Genomic DNA, 19,190 nt, shown 5'->3' with positions numbered 1-19,190 from the left:
CCCTCGACCCGTCCGACTAGAAGCCGACCCGCAAAAAGGTCGGCTTTTTCTTTGAGGATTCCCGGCTGCTCAGGATGGCAAGGCCAGGCCGCTGCCCAGTAGCTCCGCCAGATCCCGCGCCGGGCGTGGAGCCTCGCGGCCGAGCCGGATGGCGAAATCGGCCACCGGCAGCGGCGGGAGGTCGAGGTCGGCGGACGCCTCGACGATGCCGGAATGGGCGAGGCGCCGGGTGCGCGGCGTCAGCGCGATGCCGGCATTGACCGCGCTGCGCAGGCCGGCAAGGCTGGCGCTGCCGGCGGCGATGCGATAGCGGCGGCCGGCCGCGTCGAGCGCATCGAGCGCGGCTTCGCGAAAGCCGCAATAGGGATCGAGCAGCGCCAGCGGCACGGCTTCGGGCCGCGTCGCCAGGCCTTTTTCCGAGCAGAGCCACAGCATCGGCTCGCTGATCACGGCCGTTTCATCCAGCGACGGGGCATGCCGCATGGTGATCGCGAGGTCCAACTGGCCCGCCTGCAGCGCCGATCCGAGTTCCAGCGAGCGGCCGACGCGCAGCTCGATCCTGACGCGCGGATGGCTGGCGGCGAAGGCCCTGAGCAGGTCCGGCAGGCCCTGATCGGCGAAATCCTGCGTCGTGCCGATGGCGATGCGGCCGCCGGCGCGCGCGCCCTTCAGCGCCAGCCAGGCCTCGGTGTAGACGGCGAGGATGCGGCGCGCGTGGCCGACAAGATCCTCGCCGGCCGGGGTCAGCCCGCGTCCCCTGCCCTGCGGGGTGAGCAGCGGCTCGCCGACGATCTCTTCGAGCCGCTGCATCTGTGCGGTCACCGCCGACGGCGTGCGCCCAACGGTGGACGCGGCCTTGGCGAGCGAGCCGCCATCGACGAAGGCGAGGAAGGTTTTCAGAAGATCGGGATCGAACGTTTCCATACTTCGATGTTATCGAAGTAATTATCAAAAACAATTCGATTTTTTTGATGCTATGACGGTGACATGGTCCTCCTATCTAAGGCGCAAGGCGCCAAACCCGAAGGAGCGAAAAAATGCCGATCATCAACATCAGCGTCACCGGCAAGCCCGACGCCAAGCTGTCCGCGGCAATCGCCAAGGAGGCGACCGAAATCACGGCGTCGCTGCTGCGCAAGGATCCGACCATCACCGCGGTGGCCGTCAACTACGTCGAACCGCAGCACTGGTTCGCAGGCGGCAAGTCGCTGGCCGAGCAGGGCGCCAACACGTTCTGGCTGGACATCAAGGTCGTCGACGGCACCAACACCAAGCTCGAGCTCGAAGCCTATCTGAAGGCGGTCTTCGAGGCTTTCGGCCGGCTGCTTGGCGGCGTGCATGAGGAAAGCTATGCCTTCGTGCACGAAGTGCCGGCGGCGGCCTATGGCTATGGCGGCAAGAGCCAGGAGTTCCGGTTCATCAGAGGGAGGCTGAAGGCAGTATAGGGTGTTTCGCTCCGCCGCCTGTCTGGACGGTACGCTATCTCGCGGGAGAATGAAGCCTGGTATCCAGCGCGAAATCCTCCTGCAGGCGCGGCTTGTAGAGGCCGCTCGCGCGGCCGGGATCGAACACCAGGTTCCAGCTATGCTGAGACACGGCGCTCGGAATCAGAAATAAGGGGTGCTCCGCTAAGAGACCGTCGCCAAACTGTTGCTGCCCTGCGCTTGGAATGCCTGGCCGAAGCCAGTTTGCGTTTGGAATATCGCCGATTTCCACCACATGAATTTTCGAAGGATCGGCGATCTCGAACGCCGTCAGCACGTGGCGGACTGTATCGAGCGTGCGAAATCCCTTGTGGACCGCCACCTCGAGAATGGCGGTCGAAGGGTCAACGGACGCATATACGGCCCTGACGCCTTTGCTGTTCCACCTTCCCCCGAGTTTGAAGGCTCCCTCGCCGCTGTCCCAGCTTGCCTGGAAGCGTTTGTGATCAAGTCTCCAGCCGAGGACATCGCCCGTTCCGAGAGAACCTGGCAAAGGCGTCACGCGTAGACACCGTAGTCGAGCCGTTCGAGAAATTCCTGGACAAGTATGGTACCCGCCGCTGTGGCCAAGAGATCGATCGGTCGCCTGTTGTCCAACCCCATGGCGGGCTCAATCATCCATTTCTCGGCCGCTTCCTGGTTTCCGAAAACAGACGTGGCCTTGGTGAGAACCCTGGCGAAATTCCAGGTCCTTGAGCCTTGCTCCCGATTGAGCGTCCGGGAGTGATCCGATTTGTGCCGCTGAAATGTCCGCTCGCTCATGCCGAATGCCGCCTCGAAGGCATCTGCTTCGATGACGGTCAGTTGCCTGACGAGGCTTTCCAGAGCCTGGCTTGGAATTCCATGCAGGATCATTTCATGCGCCTCGAGCGGGCTGGATACCGAGGATCCAAGAACCTTCGGCCCGCCGAACAGGTCGATCAGCCGTTCGAATTCCGGCTCCATGTGTGGTGCTTCGGCAAACCCCGTCGGGAAACTGGCCATCTTTACCTCTCCGTCACGTGTCATTTTATTTACGACATGTGTCAGAGCCTTTCAAGTGGAGATCGAGGCACTGCTTCAGCCCACATTGACCTTGCCCCCACTTCCGCTACCCTCTGCCATCGAAGCGGCCGCTCAAGAGCCGCGATGGAGGAGACTGGGAGAGAGCGGCATGATCCTGACCCTGGCGCTGCTGGCGGGCCTTGTCTTTGCCTGGCTGCTGATCGCGGTGATCGAACGGTTCCGGCTCGACCTGCGCTTCACCCAGGCGCTGCTCTACGTGCCGTTCAAGCTCGCCTACCGCGTCGCCGACAACCGCATCCGCATTGCCCGCAGCGCCAAGACGCCGGTGATCTATGTGGTCTCGCACCAGTCGCGCATCGAGCCGGCGCTGATGCTGTCGCTGCTTCCCGACGACACGCTGCATATCCTGGACGAGGCCTCGGCGCGCTCACCATGGCTGGAGCCGTGGCGCGAGCTTGCCCGCACCATCGCCTTCAACGCCGAGCATGTCTTCGTCAGCCGGCGACTGGTGCGCGTGCTGAAGGGTAAGGGGCGGCTCGCCGTCTACCTGCCCGACGATGTCGAGCCGGACGTCAAATCCTTCCGGCTATTTCGCGCCATCACCCGCATCGCCATGCAGGCCGACGCCCGCATCGTGCCGGTCTTCGTCGCCGGCACGCGCGACCTGCCGGTGTCGCTGACGCCGAAGGAGAAAGCGCCGCGCCACTGGTTCCCGCGGCTTTCGGTGAGCGTGCTGGAGCCGATGACCATCGCCGAGTTGGTGGCGCGCAACCCGGACATGGCCTCCAACACCAACGCGCTGTTCGACCGGCTCGCCGAAGCGCGGCTCTACGGCACCAATCTCGACCGCGGCCTGTTCCTCGCCATGCGCGATGCCACCGATCGCGTCGGCCCTTCGCATCCGATCATCGAGGACGTGATTTCCGGCTCGCTCAGCTATCGCAATCTGTTCATCGGCGCGCGCGTCCTCGGCCGCCATTTCGAGGCGGTGACAGCGCCCGGCGAAGCGGTCGGCGTGCTCCTACCCAACGCCAATGGCGTGGTGCTCACCTTCGTCGGCCTGATCTCAGCGGGCCGCGTCGCGGCGATGATCAACTACACCGCCGGCCCGGCGAGCGTGACCGCGGCGGTCCGCACCGCGGTGATCCGCACCGTGGTCTCGTCCCGCGCCTTCATCGAAAAGGCCAGCATCGACGACATCGTCGCCGCGGTCGAAGCGGGCGGGGCCAAGATGCTGTGGCTGGAGGATGTGCGCGCCGGCGTGACGACCCTGGACAAGGTCGCGGCCGCGCTTTTGTGGCGCCTGCCTTTGCAGCGGCAGCAGGCGGGCAAACCAGCGGTCATCCTGTTCACCTCCGGCTCGGAAGGCACGCCGAAGGCGGTGGTGCTGTCGAACCGCAACCTGCTTGCCAATGTCATGCAGGCCGAGGCACGCGTCTCCGTCTCGCCGGCCGACATCCTGCTCAACGTGCTGCCGGTGTTCCATTCCTTCGGGCTGACCGGCGGCACCATCCTGCCGCTGGTGCTGGGCATAAAGCTGTTCCTCTACCCCTCGCCGCTGCACTACAAGATCATCCCCGAGATCGCCCGCAAGGTGAAGCCGACCGTGATGTTCGGCACCGACACTTTCCTCGCCAACTATGCCCGAACCGCCAAGGACGGCGACTTCTCCAGCCTGCGCTTCGTCGTGGCCGGCGCCGAGGCGGTGAAGCCGGAAACGCGGCGCACCTATCGCGACCGCTTCCAGGCCTCGATCGTCGAAGGTTTCGGGCTGACCGAAGCCGCACCTGTGGTGGCGGTGAACACCGCCATTCACGGCCGCGACGGCACGGTCGGGCGGCCGCTGCCGGCCATCCGCATGAAGCTGGAGCCGGTCGAGGGCATCGCCGAGGGCGGCCGGCTGTGGCTCGACGGACCGAACATGATGATGGGCTACATGACCGCCGATCGTCCCGGCGAATTGCAGCGGCTGGAAGGCTGGCACGACACAGGCGACATCGTCTCGGTTGACCGCGAAGGCTTCATCACCATCCGCGGGCGGGCAAAACGCTTCGCCAAGATCGCCGGCGAGATGGTGTCGCTGGGCGCCGTCGAGATGCTGGTGCAGTCGCTATGGCCGGAAGAGCGTCACGCGGCGGTAGCCGTGCCCGACAAGAGGCGCGGCGAGCGCATCGTGCTGGTCACCACCGCCGACGACGCCAGCGCCGAGGAACTGCGTCAGTTCGGCAAGAAGGCAGGCGCGGCCGAGCTGATGGTGCCGAACGACATCATCAAGGTCGATGAGATCCCGGTGCTGGGCTCGGGCAAGACGGATTACATATCGGCGCGCAAGCTGGCGATCGACCGGCTGGGGCTGAGCGCGGCTGCCTGATCTCCCCCTCAAGGGGGAAGATTACCTGCTACCCGATATCCGACGGCGGCACCTTCTCGCCTTCGCGCATGGCCCGCTTCGAATAGGCGCGCACCGAGAGTGGCAGGAAAAGCAGATAGCCGGCGACGGAAGCCGTCAGCGTGTACCAGGGATAGGCCATCAACAAGAGGATGTAGAGCACGACGCCGAGGATGACCGGCAGCACCCGGTCGCCCGGTATCTTGACGCTCTTGCCCGAATAGACCGGCAGGCGGCTGACCAGCAGGAACGCCACCAATACGGTGAAGCCCGAGGCGACGAAGGCCGCCGGCCGGGTGGGCTCCAGCCCGAGCCGCAGGAAATAGAGATAGAGCGGCAGCATGACCAGCACAGCACCCGCCGGGGCCGGCACGCCGACGAAATATTCGGTCTGCCATGCCGGCTGATCGGTATCGTCGGCCAGCACGTTGAAGCGGGCAAGCCGCATGCCGCAGGCGATGGTGAAGAGAAGTGCCGCGATCCACCCTGGCGAGCCGGCGCGATCCAGCAGGAAGGCATAGAGCACCAGGGCCGGCGCCACGCCGAAATTGACGATGTCGGCCAGCGAATCCATCTGCGCGCCGAATTTCGAAGTCGCCTTCAGCATGCGCGCCAGCCGCCCGTCGATGCCGTCGAGGAAGGCGGCGAGCAGCACCATGACCACCGCGATCTCGAAGCGGTTCTCGAAGGCGAAGCGGATGCCGGAAAGGCCGGCGCAGATGGCGAGCACGGTGACCAGGTTGGGCAGCACCATGCGCATCGGGATCTCGCGGATGCGTGGACCGCCGCTGGCATGGGCCTCGAATTTTTTGAACGGCGCGCCCAACGCTCAGGAAATCCTGACCAAGGGCGTGACCGCGGTGCCGCCGAATTCGGCAAGCACGGTCTCGCCGCCGACCGCCGTCTGGCCGACCGCGACGCGCGGCACGGCGCCCGACGGCAGGAAGACGTCGACGCGCGAGCCGAAGCGGATCAGGCCGAAACGCTCGCCGATCGCGATCGAGCCGCCGGCTTCGGCCCAGCAGACGATGCGGCGCGCCACAAGGCCGGCGATCTGCACGGCGGCGATCGTGCCGTTCGGGCTGTCGATGACCAGGCCGTTGCGCTCGTTCTCGGCGCTTGCCTTGTCGAGTTCGGCATTGAGGAATTTGCCGGGCTTGTGCTCGATGCGCGTGATCCGACCGCGCACCGGGGCGCGGTTGATGTGACAGGAAAACACGTTCATGAACACCGAGATCCGGGTCATTTCGCCGGAGCCGAGACCAAGCTCGCTCGGCGGCACGGCGGGGCCGACCGCCGAGATCACGCCATCGGCCGGGCTCACCACCAGCCGGTCGTCGACCGGCGTGACCCGCTCGGGATCGCGGTAGAAATAGACGCACCAGGCGGTGAGGATCAGCCCGATCCAGAACAGGATCGAGGAGAAATAGCCGAGAAACAGCGTTGCCGCGGCGAAGGCGGCGATGAAGGGGTAGCCTTCGCGATGGATCGGAACGAACGTATTCTTGACCGAGTCGAGAAGCGTCATAGGGCTTGGGGCGGTCCCTGTTTCAGGTTGCGCCTCAATAGCGGAAAGCCCCCCTCCCCGCAACGCAACAATGGGGGATAGGATGGGCAACGCGAACAGACATCTATCCAGCGGCGGCGGAGCGATGGAAGTGCTCGCCAAGCTCGAACATGGCAGCCTCGGCGAGCTTTTCGTAATTCTCGCCACTTAACAGCACACTGCTATTCGGCGAAGACAGGACGAGGAAGGTCCGGTCAGACGCGAGCACCACCCAATTCACCACAGGCCCTTCCGCCGTTTCCACCGCCGAGTTGGCTGAGACGATGGCACCCAGCGGATCGAAGCCGGCCTTGCGCAGCAGAAGGTCGACGGCGACGGGAGCATGATTTTGTTCAGACAGTTGGATGACCGTCTCAATCTCCGACTGTTCCGCTCGTCCAAGCCGTTTCCCGACCCTCGGTGCATTAGCTCCCAATGGGTTCTCACCTGGGCGGATTACCGGAGGATCGTCGGGGGGAATATATTCGTAAACCGTGACGTGTGTCTTTGTCGGGGCGCATAACCGGAGCTCTTCGGCACTGGTACGCAGATGGAAGACCATTTGCTTTTCGCCTTCGACATCCAGGATCCTTGCCATCCCCAGCGCCAGCTTGATCTCCGATGGCGACGCCTGGGCGCAGGCGAGCCCGGCGCCTACGTGGCGCTGGCTCAACATCTGGCTCACCAGTTTGCTGACCGACTCATGAAGAAGCCTACGTTCACGTTGTGGGTTGGCCATAACGAGTTTATCGATCGCATTATCGTAATCGTCATCATCGACAATCTGCAGATCGGGCCAAGACGTGATCCAGCGCGCGAGCAAATCCTCAATCGGCGCGGCTTCTTCCGCTTCGTAGAATGCGTCATCGAGCGTATCCAGGAAATCGTCGCGGCCACCGTCGAAGCCTGTTTGCGCCGCTGCTTTGTCGGGATGCTTCGCAACCCAAGCTGACATCTTTTCCAAAGTTGCCAGTTGTCCTTTTGCACCACACGCGCTGAGCCCGGCTCTTGCGTTGGCAATCGTGGTGTCGATTTCGCTGCCCGCATTGTGGATGAATTGACTATGGCCGCCGTTCTTTACCTCCGAGGAATACCAGTCCGCATGAAAGACCTGCATCGCCTTAGGGTTGATCTCGGGGTAGCGATAGAGCCCCTTGGAAACGATTGTCACGGCGAATTGCATGACCGCGAAGACTAGATCAAAAGACTTCTCACTTGCCTTCTCGACCTTCGAACGAGACACGATAATCAGGGGCACGAGCGGGCTGCCTCCCTTATGTTCGGAAGCTAGCGATTTCTGCTCAGAGGCCCTGTTGGATTTGCGTGAGAAAAATCCGAACATCGAAAATGCTTTCATGAAACCAATAATGGAGAAGGGATTGTTGTGACGCGACAATATCATCAGGCCATGGATTTGAAAGGCACCAGGATATGATCAGGTTTGTTGGCGCTGACGGCCGCGCGATAGTCGCGCTCGGATTATTGAAGGACTATGTCGGCGTACCATACGCTCATCCGTCCTAGGCTGAACAACGCGCCCAAGAAGCCAGCCAATGTCGTCATCGAGCAGCGTCAGGAAAGCCAATATCATCACAACAAGCCTTGCCTTCGGCGAGTCGCCGCGCTGGCATGATGGCCGGCTCTGGCTCTGCAACTGGGGCACCGGCGAGATCGTCGCGGTGGACGAAAACGGCCGAGGCGAGGTGATGCTTACCGTCCCGGCTGTCCTGCCCTATTCGATCGACTGGCTGCCGGATGGGAGGCTTCTGGTGGTCTCGGGCCGGGAAGGCCTTCTGCTCAGGCAGGAAGCAGGCGGGACGCTCGCCACCCATGCCGATCTGAGGCATCTGTCGAAGAATCCATGGAACGAGATCGTCGTCGATGGGCGCGGCAACATCTATGTCAATGGCGGCGGGCCGGCACCGGCGCCGGGCGAGCATTTCGGGTCGGGCACGATCGTGCTGGTTGCAGCGGACGGCGGCGTGCGACAGGTCGCCGAGGACATCGCCTTCGCCAACGGCATGGCGGTGACGCCGGACAATCGGACACTGATCATCGCCGAGTCCCACGCCAGGCGGCTGACCGCCTTCGATATTGGCGAAGACGGGAGCTTTTCCAGGCGGCGCGTCTGGGCCGATCTCGGCAACGACTATCCCGACGGGATCTGCATCGATGCCGAAGGCTGCGTTTGGTACGCCGACGTCCCGAACCGGCACTGTGTCAGGGTGCGCGAAGGCGGCGAGAAAATCGACAGGGTCGAGGTCGATCGCGGCTGCTTTGCCTGCACGCTGGGCGGCGTCGACGGCAGGACATTGTTCATCGCCGCCGCCGAATGGCGTGGGTTCGAAAATATGGTGAGCGACGCCCGCACCGGCCAGGTGCTGAGCGCCGCTGTCCCCGTGCCTGGAGCCGGATGGCCGTCCTACATTTCCGGCACGCGCTGGTAGTTGGCGATGTCGGCCTTGACGCCGAGGCGCGCGATGGTTTCCTGCGCGCTGAAGGCGATGCGCTCATGTGCGGCCTTGACGATCGGCACCACCTTGTCGACGGCGGCCTGACTTTCCCATTCGACCACGGTGACGAAGTTGAACTCGCCGGGACCGGAGAACTGTTCGAGCAGGAAATCCTGCACGAAGCCATCCTGCTGGCGCAGCAGTTCATGCGTCATCCTGGCCTTGCTGAGGATTTCCTCGCGTGCCTCCGCCGGCACGACGAATTTGTCGACGCGGAACACGCTGCCGGTGCGGTGATTTCTGGTGCTCATTTCGATCTGTCTCCGTTCTTGGACGAGTTGCTTCGCAGGGGCTCGGAGACGGGTTTGCAAGCTCAAGGTAAGTTGAGGTCAAGGGGATTTGGCCCTTTCCTTCTCCTTGCGGGAGAAGGAAAAGACCTCAGCTCACCTCCGAAGTCCTCCTGCGCACGACCACCCCAAGCTCGTCGCTCTCGCGGGCGATGCGCAGGCGCTCCTCGGCTTCGGTCGCTTCGCGCTGGCGGTCCCACATGGAGGCGTAGAGGCCGTGCCTGGCCAGCAGCGCCACATGCGTGCCGCGCTCGGCGATCTGGCCGTCCTTGAGCACGATGATCTCGTCGGCCGAGACCACCGTCGACAGCCGGTGCGCGATGACGATGGTGGTGCGGCCCTTGCTGACCTGGTCCAACGCTGCCTGGATTTCCTGCTCGGTGTGACTGTCCAGCGCCGAGGTCGCCTCGTCCAGCATCAGGATCGGCGGCGCCTTGAGGATGGTGCGGGCGATCGCGACGCGCTGCTTCTCGCCGCCCGACAGTTTAAGCCCACGCTCGCCGACCATCGCGCGGTAGCCTTCGGGCAGCTTGTCGATGAACGGTCCGATCTGGGCGAGCTCGGCCGCCTTGCGCACGTCCTCCTCGCTGGCGCCGACGCGACCGTAGCGGATGTTGTAGGCGATGGTGTCGTTGAAGAGCACCGTGTCCTGCGGCACCATGCCGAGCACGGCGCGCAGGCTCTCCTGCGTGACGTCGCGGATGTCCTGGCCGTCGATCAGCACCTGGCCGCCCTGCACGTCGTAGAAGCGGAACAAAAGCCTGGAAATGGTCGACTTGCCGGCCCCGGATGGGCCGACGATCGCCACCGTCTTGCCGGCCGGCACGTCGAAGGAGACGCCCTTCAGGATCTTGCGGTTGGGATCATAGGAGAAATGCACGTCGCGGAACTCGACTTTGCCGGGCCCGACCTTCAAAGGCTTCGCGTCCGGCTTGTCGACGATCTCCTGGGGCACGTCGAGCAGGTCGAACATGTGCTCGATGTCGGTCAACCCTTGCCGGATCTCGCGGTAGATGAAGCCGATGAAGTTGAGCGGCACCGAAAGCTGGATCAGCATGGCGTTGATGAAGACGAAATCGCCGACCGTCTGCCTGCCGGCCTGCACCTCCAGCGCCGACATGCACATGACGATGACGGTGCCCAGACCGAAGATGAGGCCCTGGCCGAAGTTCAGCCAGCCGAGCGAGGTCCAGGTTTTCGTCGCGGCGATCTCGTAGCGCGCCATCGAGCGGTCGAAGCGCTCGGCCTCCATGCGCTCATTGGTGAAATATTTGACCGTCTCGAAGTTCAAGAGCGAGTCGATCGCCTTGGTGTTGGCGTCGGTGTCGCTGTCGTTCATGTCGCGGCGGATCGAGATGCGCCAGTCGCTGGCCTTGACGGTGAACCAGACATAGAGGCTGACGGTAAGCGCCACCACGGCCACATATTTCCAGCCATAGGTGAAGGCGAAGATGCCGGCGGTCAGCGCGAATTCGAGGATCGTCGGCGCCGTGTTCAGCATGATGAAGCGCACGATCGTCTCGATGCCCTTGGTGCCGCGCTCGATGATGCGCGACAGGCCGCCGGTGCGGCGCTCGAGATGGAAGCGCAGCGACAGCTGGTGCATGTGGACGAAGGTGCGGAAGGCGAGCTGGCGCACCGCATACTGGCCGACCCGGGCAAAGAGCGCGTCGCGCAGCTGGTTGAAGCCGAGCTGGATCAGGCGCAGGACGTTGTACGCAATGACCAGCGCCACCGGCGCCAACAAAAAGGACGGCAGCGGCGGTGGCGTCTTCGAGGCGTGGGCCAGCGCGTCGGTCGCCCATTTGAAGAAATAGGGGCCGGCGACCAGCGTCAGCTTGGCAACGACCAGAAGCAGCGTCGCCCAAGTGACGCGGGCTCTGAGATCGGCGCGCTCGGCCGGCCACATATAGGGCCACAGATTACGCAGGGTGGTGAGGGTGCCGGCTTCGGCGGATACGGTCTTTTCGGCCACTAGTCTTGCCTTTTAGGTAAACCGCTGGGGCAGCAGAAGTTGACGAGTCGGGTGAGCGAGGCCGAGACGCCTTCAAGCGCGGCGTGGTCGACGGCATAGCGCGAGCGCTGGCGGTCGGCCTCGAACCTGACGAGCCCGGCCTCGACCAGGATCTTAAGATGCTGCGAGACGGTCGACTGCGCGAGGTCGAGATGGTCGACCACCTCACGGCACGAGCAGCAGTGGCTGGCCGAAAGGCGCTTCAGGATCTCGATGCGCGCCGGATGCGATAGCGCTGCCAGGCGGAGCGCCATGGCATGGCTGTCGCTGCAGCGGATTTCGGAGGATTCGGCCATCGTCCATCGGCGATAGACGATGGATAGTGAGAGGGCAAGCTAGGCGGATGGGTAGATTTGAGGTGTGCTGGCGGGACAGCCCCCTCTGCCCTGCCGGACAGAGAGGGGTATGTGAAGGGAACGCGACGATGGCGTCTACGCTGCCGCCCTACTCCGTCTTCGCCGGCGCCGCTGTCGCCTGCTCGCCGATCGCCTTCATGTCGGCGTCCTCGCCTTCCTTCGACTTGGACGGCACCTTGAACACCTGGCCGGGCCAGATGCGATCGGGATCGCGGATCTGGTCCTTGTTGGCGAGATAGATGGTCGAGTAGCGCACGCCATGGCCGTAGACGCGGCGCGAGATTCGCCAGAGCGTGTCGTTGCGGCGGATGATGACGGCGCCGCCGGCATGCTCGAGCTTCGGCGCGACCGTCTCGGGCACGTCCGTCGAGGGCGTCGCCTCAGCAACCTTTGCAGGCGCCTCGGCAGGCGCAGCGGGCTTGTTGGCTTCCGCCGTGGCCGTTGCCGACGTCTCGGCGAGCTTGGTCTCCGTGCCTGCCGCAGGCATCGTGGGCTTGGCCTCCGCCGACTGGGACCCCGCGCCCTGGACCTGTGCAAGCTTGGTCTCGGCAGGCTTGGCCTCGCCGGTCTTTGTTTCGGTCGGGGCGACGGCGGCGATCGACTCGCCGGGCTCGCGCTCGAACGGCACGGCGGCGCGGGCGACGACCTTGACGCCATCATCGTCCAGGCCATCGACATGGATGGTGTAGTTGCCGACCGGAATGTCGCGTGTCGCCTCGATCAGGAAATGGCCGTCGGGCGAGGTCTTTGCATCGCCGAGCAGGATGGCGTCGGCATAGGCGCGCACCTTGCGGCCGGGATCGGCGGTGCCGGCGACGAAGATCTTGCTGCCGTCGATCTCGACCGCTTCGACGGCGATCTTGGGTTCCGAAGCAGCAGCCGCGGCAGGCGCGGTCGCGGCCGGCGCCGTGCTGGACGCGGCCGGCGCAGTCGTAGCCGGAGCGGTCGTCGCCGGAGCTTGGGCCGCCGGTGCGGCGGCCTGGTCGGTCGCGGCCGGCTTGGTCTCGGCCTCAGGAACGGTGATTAACTGCGAGGCCTTGCCCGGCTCCTCGACCATGGCCAGCACCTGGCCGGTCGGGCTCTGCGGCACCGAGACGACAGCGGTCTGGGCCGAGGCGACGGTCGTGCCGCCAACCGTCTGGCGCAGCATGATCGTATAGTCGCCCGGCTTCAGCGGATCGTCGAGCACGATGGCGAAGGCCCCGTCGGGACCGGAATCGGTCGAGCCGAGTACCGTGCCCCCATTCAAAATCTCGACCTTGGCGTTGGGCGCGGCGCTGCCGGCGACGACGATCGCGCCATTGCCCTCGACGCGCACGACATCGAAGGTCGGAAGTGTCGGACCGGCCGCGGCGGCGGGGGCCGTGGCATTGTTGGCCGAGGCCATCGTATTGGCGGGCGCCATGGCGTTGTTGGCCGGCGCCATCTTATTGGCGGGCGCCATGGTATTGGCTGGCGCCATTGTGTTCGCCGGAGCCTGGGGGACGCGCGCCTCTGTGCTCGTGCTCGAGGATTCAGCCGGTTTCGCATCGGTCTGCGGCAGCGCTGCGATCTGCGCCGGCTTCTGGTTCAGATACGGATCGAGCGCGCCCGATACGTAGGCGGTCCCGGCCACGGCTACCGAGCCGCCTGCCGCGAACAGAAACGCCTTCAATGGATTGACAGCCATAACTCTTTATTGCCCCCTTAGCCACCTAACGCCCGGTCTAGCGTGTTTTCTCCATGCTCACAAGAAAAAGCCCGCCCGCGGGCTTGACCGCGCCAACCGTCCCCATCACCAATCATCGCCATGAACACGATTCGATCCGTCTGTGTCTATTGCGGCTCGTCTCCGGGCCGCAACGAGGCCTATATCAAGGCCGGCCACACGCTCGGCCGCTCGCTTGCCAAATCCGGGTTGCGCCTGATCTATGGCGGCGGCACCAAAGGTATCATGGGCGCCGTCGCCGATGGCGCGCTCAAGGCCGGCGGCAAGGTCACCGGCATCATCCCGCGCTTCCTGATCAACAAGGAAGCGACCGAGACCGCGCTCGACAAGCTCGACGAACTCTTGATCACCGATAACATGCACGAGCGCAAGCACAGCATGTTCGAGAAATCCGACGCCTTTGTGGCGCTGCCCGGCGGCATCGGCACGGTCGAGGAAATCGTCGAGATCATGACCTGGGCGCAACTCGGCCATCACCGCAAGCCGATCGTCTTTGCCAACGTCAAAGGTTTCTGGGACCCGATGCTGGCGCTGATCGAGCATATGTCCGAGGAAGGCTTCATCCACACCGCGCATAGGGTGAAGCCGCTGGTCGTCGACGACCCGGAGGCGATCGTCGCCGCCATCATGGTGGCCGGATCGTCGGTCGACGCGCCGACGGAAGGCGTTCGGTCGGTGATAGACAAGATGTAGGCTTCAGGTGAGGCCGGCCTGACCTGAAGCAGCGTCGCGTGGCTCATTTTCCCTGCTCATCTCGTCAGGTCTGTTAGAACCGCTCGCCGATCATTCCTGCGCCAGGCGAGGTGCAGATCCTCGAACTGCGCCGCTGTCCGCCGGCTGCGCAATTGCAGATGGAAATCCGGCCGCTCTCTGCGAAAATCCCGCAGCATCGCGGCGACCAGTCCGGAATGCACCGCGCCCTCGAACGGCTAACGGCGGCGCGCTGCTGCGGCGCAGCGGCTTCACGACCAACTCCGGATTCGCCGAGACGATTCTCGCGAAGGTGCGAATATCTGCCAGCCGCGAGCGTACGAACGCGGGCGGGGAACCAAGATCACGCATTAGCGTTGCCTCACATAGCAACATTTTGGAGATCGTCATGCTGCGAGGCGGATTGCTTTGGCTTATCGGGATTCCCTTGCCCATCATCCTTGTTCTTTGGCTGCTCGGTTACTTGCACTAGCGGCGTACCCTGCCTGCGCGGCACAAGTCGCGCAGGCGCCAAAACCAGTTTATGTGCTTATTTGCGATCCTTCATCCGGCGGCGAGGCAAGGCCTCGATCTCTTCGGCCGACAAATGCTTCACCTCGTTCCAGAAACGCGATTTCGCCGAGTTGAGCAGGCCGTCCGGGTCGAGCCGCTTCTTCCACGCCAGATGTTTGAAATCCGGCTTCATGCTGCCGCCTTCGACATAGGGCACATGCGGGTTTGAAGTGCCCAGTCCATGCGCTTCATAGATGGCTGTGATTTCCGTCAGGCGCGCGTCGTCGGTGTAGCGCACGATCGGCAGGTCGAAGGCGACCAGCCGGTCGTCGAGCAGCGCGAATTCGTGATGCATCAGCACCTCGTCGCCGAAGATTTCCTGCAGCGGCTCTATCAGGCCGCTGTCGAGCGGTGCCGGGAACATGATCTGCAGGTTGGTGACGGTGCGGTCCTGCTTCAGCACCTGCAGCGTGGTGTGGTTGTAGGAAAATTCGGAGAGCGCCGGCAGGCCTGAGGCCGCGATGCCATCGGCGTCGAGGTCGATCTCGACCGTGCCCCCATGGTCGCGCAGCACATCGCGAACCGCCGCCGCATCCGGCTCGGCGACGATGACGATGGCGAGGTCGCGCCGGCGCCTTGCGAGTTCCCCGAGCTTGGTGATCGAAGCGGCGATGCGGCCGTCTATCGTTGTCAGCAGCTTGAGGCTCAGCGAGCGCGCGTTGCCGAGCGCGATGCCGGCCTCGAAGGCCTGCCGGTAAGTGTCAAACGAGGCGATGATGTTGCGCCGGCGCGGCGACGCGACGGTGCCGAGCGTCAACTCGGTGATGACGCCGTTCAGCCCCCAGGCATGATGGATGGCGAGGATTTCGGGGCCGGTGAAGACGTGGCGTTTCGGTTGCCTCTCCATCGACAGCACTGCGATCGCCTGGATGTTCTTGCCATCGCGCAGCATGCCGTGGCGGATCGAACCGATGCCGCCCGAGCCGCCTGCGATGAAACCGCCGATGGTGGCGACCGCTTCGGTCGAGGGCACGATCGGCAGCTCGCGACCGTGGCGCCCGAGCGCGGCGTTGATATCGCCGATGCGGGCGCCGGCCTCGGCGCGCACCGTGTCGGAACCGATTTCCAGTACGCGCGAGATGCCGGTCATGTCGACGATCAGCCCGCCGTCCATCGGCACCGCCTGGCCGTAATTGCCGGTGCCGCCGCCACGGATGACGATGGGCACCCGCCACTCCACCGCGACCGCCAGGCAGCGCGCCAGTTCGTCCAGCGTGGCCGGCGCGGCGACGAGATCGCCGAAACAGGACGACAATTCACGGCTGAGGATCGGGCTGTACCAGAAGAAATCGCGCGAGCGCTTCTTCACGATCGACGGCGTGTCGAAGGTTTCGATGCCATCGAGCGCCTTGGCGAAGGCCTGCCAGTCGATGTCGTTCTTGCCTGAGATGGACATGAACGCCCTCGCCTAACGTTGGTTCGCAGCGAAACGAACACGTGCCAATGGGCGTCCGCGAAAATCACAGTTGGTTGGATCGATACGGCTTTCGTCGAGCATCTCGCTTCTCCGCTGGGTCGCGCTGCGACCTGTCGAATTGCGGCTCGTTCCCTTGAAAGCCCTGTGCCATGGGGTGGCGCGACTGTCGTTCAGGCCGGACGGTCTGTCAACCGCCAGCCCACGCTTGACAAAGCTGCCTGCCTGTTGGACGTTTCTTCCCACCATGGCACCGGGTTCGAGCCGCTTTTCTCCGACCGGCAAGGCGTCGGAACGAAACGGATCGCGATGCCAGGCAATCCAGAAATCCTTCCAGACAATGAGCAAGGGCCGCGCCTCATGGCGTGCTCGCGCCTGTCGGCGGATTCGACAGCGGCACGCCCGGTCCCAGGCATCGCAAGGATCATGAGATGAGCGACGACACCACCGGGGGCATCCCTGCCATCGACATCGCGCCGCTGTTCGGCCCGCCGTCGCCTGCCCGCGACGAGGCAGACCGCCAGATCTTCACTGCCGCCTCCGGCATCGGCTTCATGACCGCGCGCGGCTTTCCGGGCGCGGAGCTTTTGACGCGCGAACGGCGCGGCGAGTTGCTGAAGATCTTCGACTTGCCGGACGCGGAAAAGCAGAAGCTGCTGCGCTGGAATTTCGATCCGTCGAAATCGAACTATTATCGCGGCTGGTTCCCGCTGCAGCCGACCGCGGTGTCCTACAAGGAAGGCATCGACATGGGGCCGGACATCGCCCATGCCGAGGCCGAATTCGCGGCCGACGATCCGCTGCTCGAACGCACGCCGCTGCCGGCCGAGAACGATGTTCCAGGGTGGAAGGCGGCGGCAGCGCATTATTACCGCTCGATGGAAAAGGTCGGCGCGGCGCTGATGGCCTCGATCGCGCGCAGCCTCCGGCTCGAGGACGACATTTTCGACGGCCATTTCCAGGGCGGCATCTCGACGCTCAGGCTGATCCGCTATCCGCTGCGCACCGAGGATGGCGCGGTCGACCTGTCGAAGCCTGAATATTCGGTCATGCACAAGGGCGAGCGGCGGCTGGTCATCGGCCGCGAGCATGCCGATTCCGGTTTCGTGACGTTGCTGGCGCAGGACGGCGTCGAAGGCCTGCAGGCCAGGAACCATGCCGGCGAGTGGATCGACGTGCCGCCCGCAGACGGCACGCTGGCGGTGAATTTCGGGCAGTTGCTGGAACGCTGGACGGGCGGTGTGGTGCAGGCGACGCGCCACCGGGTGATCGCGCCGAAGACGGCGCGCTACTCCATCCCCTTCTTCTACGAGCCGCGCGTCGACGCCGAGATCGCACCGCTGCCGATCAAGGGCGCCAGCGATTTCGCGCCCTTCCTCTATGGCGACTATCTGTGGGAGTCGGCGACCAACTTCGTCGAGATGGCCGGCGTCAAGACTTTGCGGAAGCCAAGGCGGGCGGCGGCCGCCTGAACGCACCAACCAACAAGGGACCAAACAATGAGCACCGAAACGCGCAAATTGCCGTCCGTCCTCGGCGGATGGGAGGCCGCGGTGAGACAAGGCAGGGTCGATCGTCGCGAGTTCCTGGCGGTGGCCAGCGCGCTCGGCGCCTCCACCGCAGCGGCCTATGCGATGGCGGGCCTTGCCGCTCGGACCGAGGCACGAGCCGACGAGCCGAAGCACGGCGGCGTGCTGAAAGTTGCGATGCTGGTGCCGGGGCTGAAGGATCCGCGCACGTTCGATTCCTCCGATCTCGGCAATATCGGCCGGCAGTTCCTCGAGCCGCTGGTGCGCTACACGGAAACCTTCACCTTCAAGCCGATGCTTGCCGAGCGCTGGGAGGTCAACGACGACGCCACCCGCTACACGATCTATCTGCGCAAGGACGCGACCTGGAACAATGGCGATGTCTTCAGCGCCGACGACGTGATCTTCAACTTCACCCGCTGGTGCGATACAGCGGCCGCCGGCAATTCGATGGCGCGGCGCTTTGCCGGCCTCACCGAGGGCGACAGCGGCAAGCTGCGCGCCGGCGCCATCGAGAAGGTCGACGACCACACGGTCGTGCTCAACCTCTCGGCGCCGGACGTGACGGTGATCCCCAATCTCGCCGATTATCCGGCGCTGCTCGTGCATCGCGATTTCGACGCCAGCGGCGGCGATCTCGCCAAGCATCCGATCGGCACCGGCGCCTTCGAATTGGTCTCGCTCGATGTCGGCCAGCGCGCGGTGTTCAAGCGCCGCGCGAACGGCAAATGGTGGGGTGGCGAAGCGCTGCTCGACGGCATCGAGATGATCGATTACGGCGTCGATCCCAACGCGCTGGTCAGCGCCTTCGAGGCCGGCGAGGTGCATACCAATCTCGACAGCAATGGCGACTTCATCTCGGTGTTCGACGGCATGGGCCTGACCAAGAGCGAGATCCTTTCGGCCTCTACGGTGGTCGCCCGCGCCAATGCGACGACCGCGCCCTATAGCGATGAACGCGTGCGGCGCGCGCTGCAGCTTGCCGTCGACAATTCGGTGGTGCTGAAGCTCGGCCTCGCCGGCGCCGGCGAAGTGGGCGAGAACCACCATGTCTGCCGCATCCATCCCGAATATGCGGAGCTGCCGCCGATCAAGCGCGATCTCGACGAGGCCAAGCGCCTGATGACCGAGGCCGGCCAGATGGGCTACGAGCACGAGCTGTTCTCGATCGACGACGACTACCGCAAGAACACCGCCGACGCGATCGCTTCGCAGTTGCGCGAAGCCGGCTTCAAGGTGAAGCGCACGGTGCTGCCGGCCTCGACCTACTGGAACGGCTGGGCGAAATTCGCCTATTCGACCACCAACTGGGCGATGCGGCCGCTGGGCGTGCAGGTGCTGGCTCTCGCCTACCGCACGGGCGAGGCATGGAACGAGAGCGGCTTCGCCTCGAAGGAATTCGACGCCAAGCTCGACGAGGCGCTGAAGACCGCTGATATCGAGAAGCGCAAGGCGGTGATGAAGGACGTCGAGACGATCCTGCAGCGGTCCGGCGTGATCATCCAGCCCTATTGGATGAAGCTTTATTGCCATTCGGCCAAGCAGGTGATGAACCGCCACGCACATCCGACATACGAATTGGACTTCACCGACGTGTGGCTCGCCGCTTAAGGCAGGCCGCAAAGGCGTGACCGTGCTGGCCGACGCCTTGCGCTTGCTTGAGCTGTTGGGCAGGCTGACAA

General features: G+C 64.3%; 18 protein-coding genes. 6 read left to right on the top strand and 12 right to left on the bottom strand.

Translation table 11 applies throughout. The features are described 5' to 3' along the window. Positions 1-69 precede the first annotated feature (69 nt). Positions 70-924, bottom strand: coding sequence for a LysR substrate-binding domain-containing protein (locus tag FJ957_RS10970; RefSeq protein WP_140831217.1), 855 nt, complete (start codon positions 922-924; stop codon positions 70-72). Between the two features lie 113 nt (positions 925-1,037). Between FJ957_RS10970 and FJ957_RS10965 the strand changes: the two genes are divergently transcribed. Beyond that, positions 1,038-1,445 carry a 4-oxalocrotonate tautomerase family protein gene (locus FJ957_RS10965; protein WP_140831215.1) on the top strand — a complete coding sequence of 136 codons (408 nt, stop codon included), beginning with the start codon at positions 1,038-1,040 and terminating at the stop codon, positions 1,443-1,445. Between the two features lie 34 nt (positions 1,446-1,479). Here FJ957_RS10965 and FJ957_RS10960 read toward each other — a convergent pair whose 3' ends face one another. Together FJ957_RS10960 and FJ957_RS10955 are read right to left on the bottom strand one after the other, a co-directional pair. Further along, a complete protein-coding gene (locus FJ957_RS10960) occupies positions 1,480-1,986 on the bottom strand; it encodes an RES domain-containing protein (protein WP_140831213.1) in 507 nt (168 codons plus the stop codon). Beyond that, complete coding sequence (locus FJ957_RS10955; protein ID WP_140783713.1) at positions 1,983-2,468, bottom strand: antitoxin Xre/MbcA/ParS toxin-binding domain-containing protein; 486 nt, start codon at positions 2,466-2,468, stop codon at positions 1,983-1,985. The genes FJ957_RS10960 and FJ957_RS10955 overlap by 4 nt, the downstream gene beginning before the upstream one ends. 169 nt (positions 2,469-2,637) lie before the next feature. On the opposite strand from FJ957_RS10955, the gene FJ957_RS10950 reads away from it, so the two are divergent. Beyond that, positions 2,638-4,860 carry an AMP-binding protein gene (locus tag FJ957_RS10950; RefSeq protein WP_140831211.1) on the top strand — a complete coding sequence of 741 codons (2,223 nt, stop codon included), beginning with the start codon at positions 2,638-2,640 and terminating at the stop codon, positions 4,858-4,860. Between the two features lie 28 nt (positions 4,861-4,888). On the opposite strand, the gene FJ957_RS10945 is transcribed toward FJ957_RS10950, so the two are convergent. The 3 genes from FJ957_RS10945 to FJ957_RS10935 form a co-directional block, all read right to left on the bottom strand. Continuing rightward, positions 4,889-5,632 (bottom strand): phosphatidylcholine/phosphatidylserine synthase, encoded by a 744-nt coding sequence (locus tag FJ957_RS10945; RefSeq protein ID WP_246672372.1) that lies wholly within the window; start codon positions 5,630-5,632, stop codon positions 4,889-4,891. Between the two features lie 75 nt (positions 5,633-5,707). Beyond that, entirely contained in the window at positions 5,708-6,445 is a 738-nt protein-coding gene (locus FJ957_RS10940) for a phosphatidylserine decarboxylase (protein WP_281407675.1), read from the bottom strand. 64 nt (positions 6,446-6,509) lie between these two features. Then, positions 6,510-7,826, bottom strand: a complete 1,317-nt coding sequence (locus FJ957_RS10935) for a DUF4375 domain-containing protein (RefSeq protein ID WP_140831207.1) — start codon at positions 7,824-7,826, stop codon at positions 6,510-6,512. A 151-nt stretch (positions 7,827-7,977) separates the two neighbouring features. Between FJ957_RS10935 and FJ957_RS10930 the strand changes: the two genes are divergently transcribed. After that, positions 7,978-8,871 carry an SMP-30/gluconolactonase/LRE family protein gene (locus FJ957_RS10930; RefSeq protein WP_140831205.1) on the top strand — a complete coding sequence of 298 codons (894 nt, stop codon included), beginning with the start codon at positions 7,978-7,980 and terminating at the stop codon, positions 8,869-8,871. Here FJ957_RS10930 and FJ957_RS10925 read toward each other — a convergent pair. The 4 genes from FJ957_RS10925 to FJ957_RS10910 all read right to left on the bottom strand — a co-directional run bounded on the left by FJ957_RS10925 (position 8,847) and on the right by FJ957_RS10910 (position 13,263). Further along, positions 8,847-9,188, bottom strand: a complete 342-nt coding sequence (locus FJ957_RS10925) for an antibiotic biosynthesis monooxygenase (RefSeq protein WP_140831204.1) — start codon at positions 9,186-9,188, stop codon at positions 8,847-8,849. The two genes, FJ957_RS10930 and FJ957_RS10925, sit on opposite strands and share 25 nt — an antisense overlap. Positions 9,189-9,315: 127 nt before the next feature. Further along, the gene (locus FJ957_RS10920; RefSeq protein WP_140831202.1) at positions 9,316-11,199 is read right to left on the bottom strand and encodes an ABC transporter ATP-binding protein/permease; all 1,884 of its coding nucleotides are present in this window, start codon (positions 11,197-11,199) and stop codon (positions 9,316-9,318) included. After that, positions 11,199-11,534, bottom strand: coding sequence for a metalloregulator ArsR/SmtB family transcription factor (locus FJ957_RS10915; protein WP_140831200.1), 336 nt, complete (start codon positions 11,532-11,534; stop codon positions 11,199-11,201). The genes FJ957_RS10920 and FJ957_RS10915 overlap by 1 nt, the downstream gene beginning before the upstream one ends. A 148-nt stretch (positions 11,535-11,682) precedes the next feature. After that, positions 11,683-13,263, bottom strand: a complete 1,581-nt coding sequence (locus tag FJ957_RS10910) for a LysM peptidoglycan-binding domain-containing protein (protein ID WP_140831198.1) — start codon at positions 13,261-13,263, stop codon at positions 11,683-11,685. A gap of 120 nt (positions 13,264-13,383) precedes the next feature. Between FJ957_RS10910 and FJ957_RS10905 the strand changes: the two genes are divergently transcribed. Beyond that, positions 13,384-13,995: a TIGR00730 family Rossman fold protein gene (locus tag FJ957_RS10905; protein ID WP_140831197.1), complete on the top strand. Its 612-nt coding sequence runs from the start codon at positions 13,384-13,386 to the stop codon at positions 13,993-13,995. 547 nt (positions 13,996-14,542) lie between these two features. Here FJ957_RS10905 and FJ957_RS10895 read toward each other — a convergent pair. Both FJ957_RS10895 and FJ957_RS10890 read right to left on the bottom strand, forming a co-directional pair. Beyond that, complete coding sequence (locus tag FJ957_RS10895) at positions 14,543-15,961, bottom strand: FAD-binding oxidoreductase (RefSeq protein ID WP_140831195.1); 1,419 nt, start codon at positions 15,959-15,961, stop codon at positions 14,543-14,545. 12 nt (positions 15,962-15,973) lie between these two features. Then, positions 15,974-16,327 (bottom strand): hypothetical protein, encoded by a 354-nt coding sequence (locus FJ957_RS10890; RefSeq protein WP_140651725.1) that lies wholly within the window; start codon positions 16,325-16,327, stop codon positions 15,974-15,976. Between the two features lie 83 nt (positions 16,328-16,410). Between FJ957_RS10890 and FJ957_RS10885 the strand changes: the two genes are divergently transcribed. Together FJ957_RS10885 and FJ957_RS10880 are read left to right on the top strand one after the other, a co-directional pair. Continuing rightward, positions 16,411-17,451 carry a 2OG-Fe(II) oxygenase family protein gene (locus FJ957_RS10885; RefSeq protein ID WP_140831193.1) on the top strand — a complete coding sequence of 347 codons (1,041 nt, stop codon included), beginning with the start codon at positions 16,411-16,413 and terminating at the stop codon, positions 17,449-17,451. Positions 17,452-17,478: 27 nt separating this feature from the next. Then, positions 17,479-19,119: an ABC transporter substrate-binding protein gene (locus FJ957_RS10880; RefSeq protein WP_140831191.1), complete on the top strand. Its 1,641-nt coding sequence runs from the start codon at positions 17,479-17,481 to the stop codon at positions 19,117-19,119. The last annotated feature ends 71 nt before the right edge of the window (positions 19,120-19,190 follow it).

The organism is Mesorhizobium sp. B2-4-6, from assembly GCF_006442775.1.
Taxonomy (GTDB): Bacteria; Pseudomonadota; Alphaproteobacteria; order Rhizobiales; family Rhizobiaceae; genus Mesorhizobium.
The sequence above is the reverse complement of the archived record's forward strand: the minus strand, read 5'-3'. Positions and strand labels throughout refer to the sequence as shown.

Coding starts and splice junctions, on each gene's coding strand:
- FJ957_RS10930 (WP_140831205.1), top strand. CDS start 7,978: ATGTCGTCATCGAGCAGCGTCAGGAAAGCCAATATCATCACAACAAGC.
- FJ957_RS10925 (WP_140831204.1), bottom strand. CDS start 9,188: ATGAGCACCAGAAATCACCGCACCGGCAGCGTGTTCCGCGTCGACAAA.
- FJ957_RS10905 (WP_140831197.1), top strand. CDS start 13,384: ATGAACACGATTCGATCCGTCTGTGTCTATTGCGGCTCGTCTCCGGGC.
- FJ957_RS10910 (WP_140831198.1), bottom strand. CDS start 13,263: ATGGCTGTCAATCCATTGAAGGCGTTTCTGTTCGCGGCAGGCGGCTCG.
- FJ957_RS10970 (WP_140831217.1), bottom strand. CDS start 924: ATGGAAACGTTCGATCCCGATCTTCTGAAAACCTTCCTCGCCTTCGTC.
- FJ957_RS10895 (WP_140831195.1), bottom strand. CDS start 15,961: ATGTCCATCTCAGGCAAGAACGACATCGACTGGCAGGCCTTCGCCAAG.
- FJ957_RS10935 (WP_140831207.1), bottom strand. CDS start 7,826: ATGATATTGTCGCGTCACAACAATCCCTTCTCCATTATTGGTTTCATG.
- FJ957_RS10945 (WP_246672372.1), bottom strand. CDS start 5,632: ATGGTGCTGCCCAACCTGGTCACCGTGCTCGCCATCTGCGCCGGCCTT.
- FJ957_RS10915 (WP_140831200.1), bottom strand. CDS start 11,534: ATGGCCGAATCCTCCGAAATCCGCTGCAGCGACAGCCATGCCATGGCG.
- FJ957_RS10965 (WP_140831215.1), top strand. CDS start 1,038: ATGCCGATCATCAACATCAGCGTCACCGGCAAGCCCGACGCCAAGCTG.
- FJ957_RS10955 (WP_140783713.1), bottom strand. CDS start 2,468: ATGGCCAGTTTCCCGACGGGGTTTGCCGAAGCACCACACATGGAGCCG.
- FJ957_RS10880 (WP_140831191.1), top strand. CDS start 17,479: ATGAGCACCGAAACGCGCAAATTGCCGTCCGTCCTCGGCGGATGGGAG.
- FJ957_RS10885 (WP_140831193.1), top strand. CDS start 16,411: ATGAGCGACGACACCACCGGGGGCATCCCTGCCATCGACATCGCGCCG.
- FJ957_RS10950 (WP_140831211.1), top strand. CDS start 2,638: ATGATCCTGACCCTGGCGCTGCTGGCGGGCCTTGTCTTTGCCTGGCTG.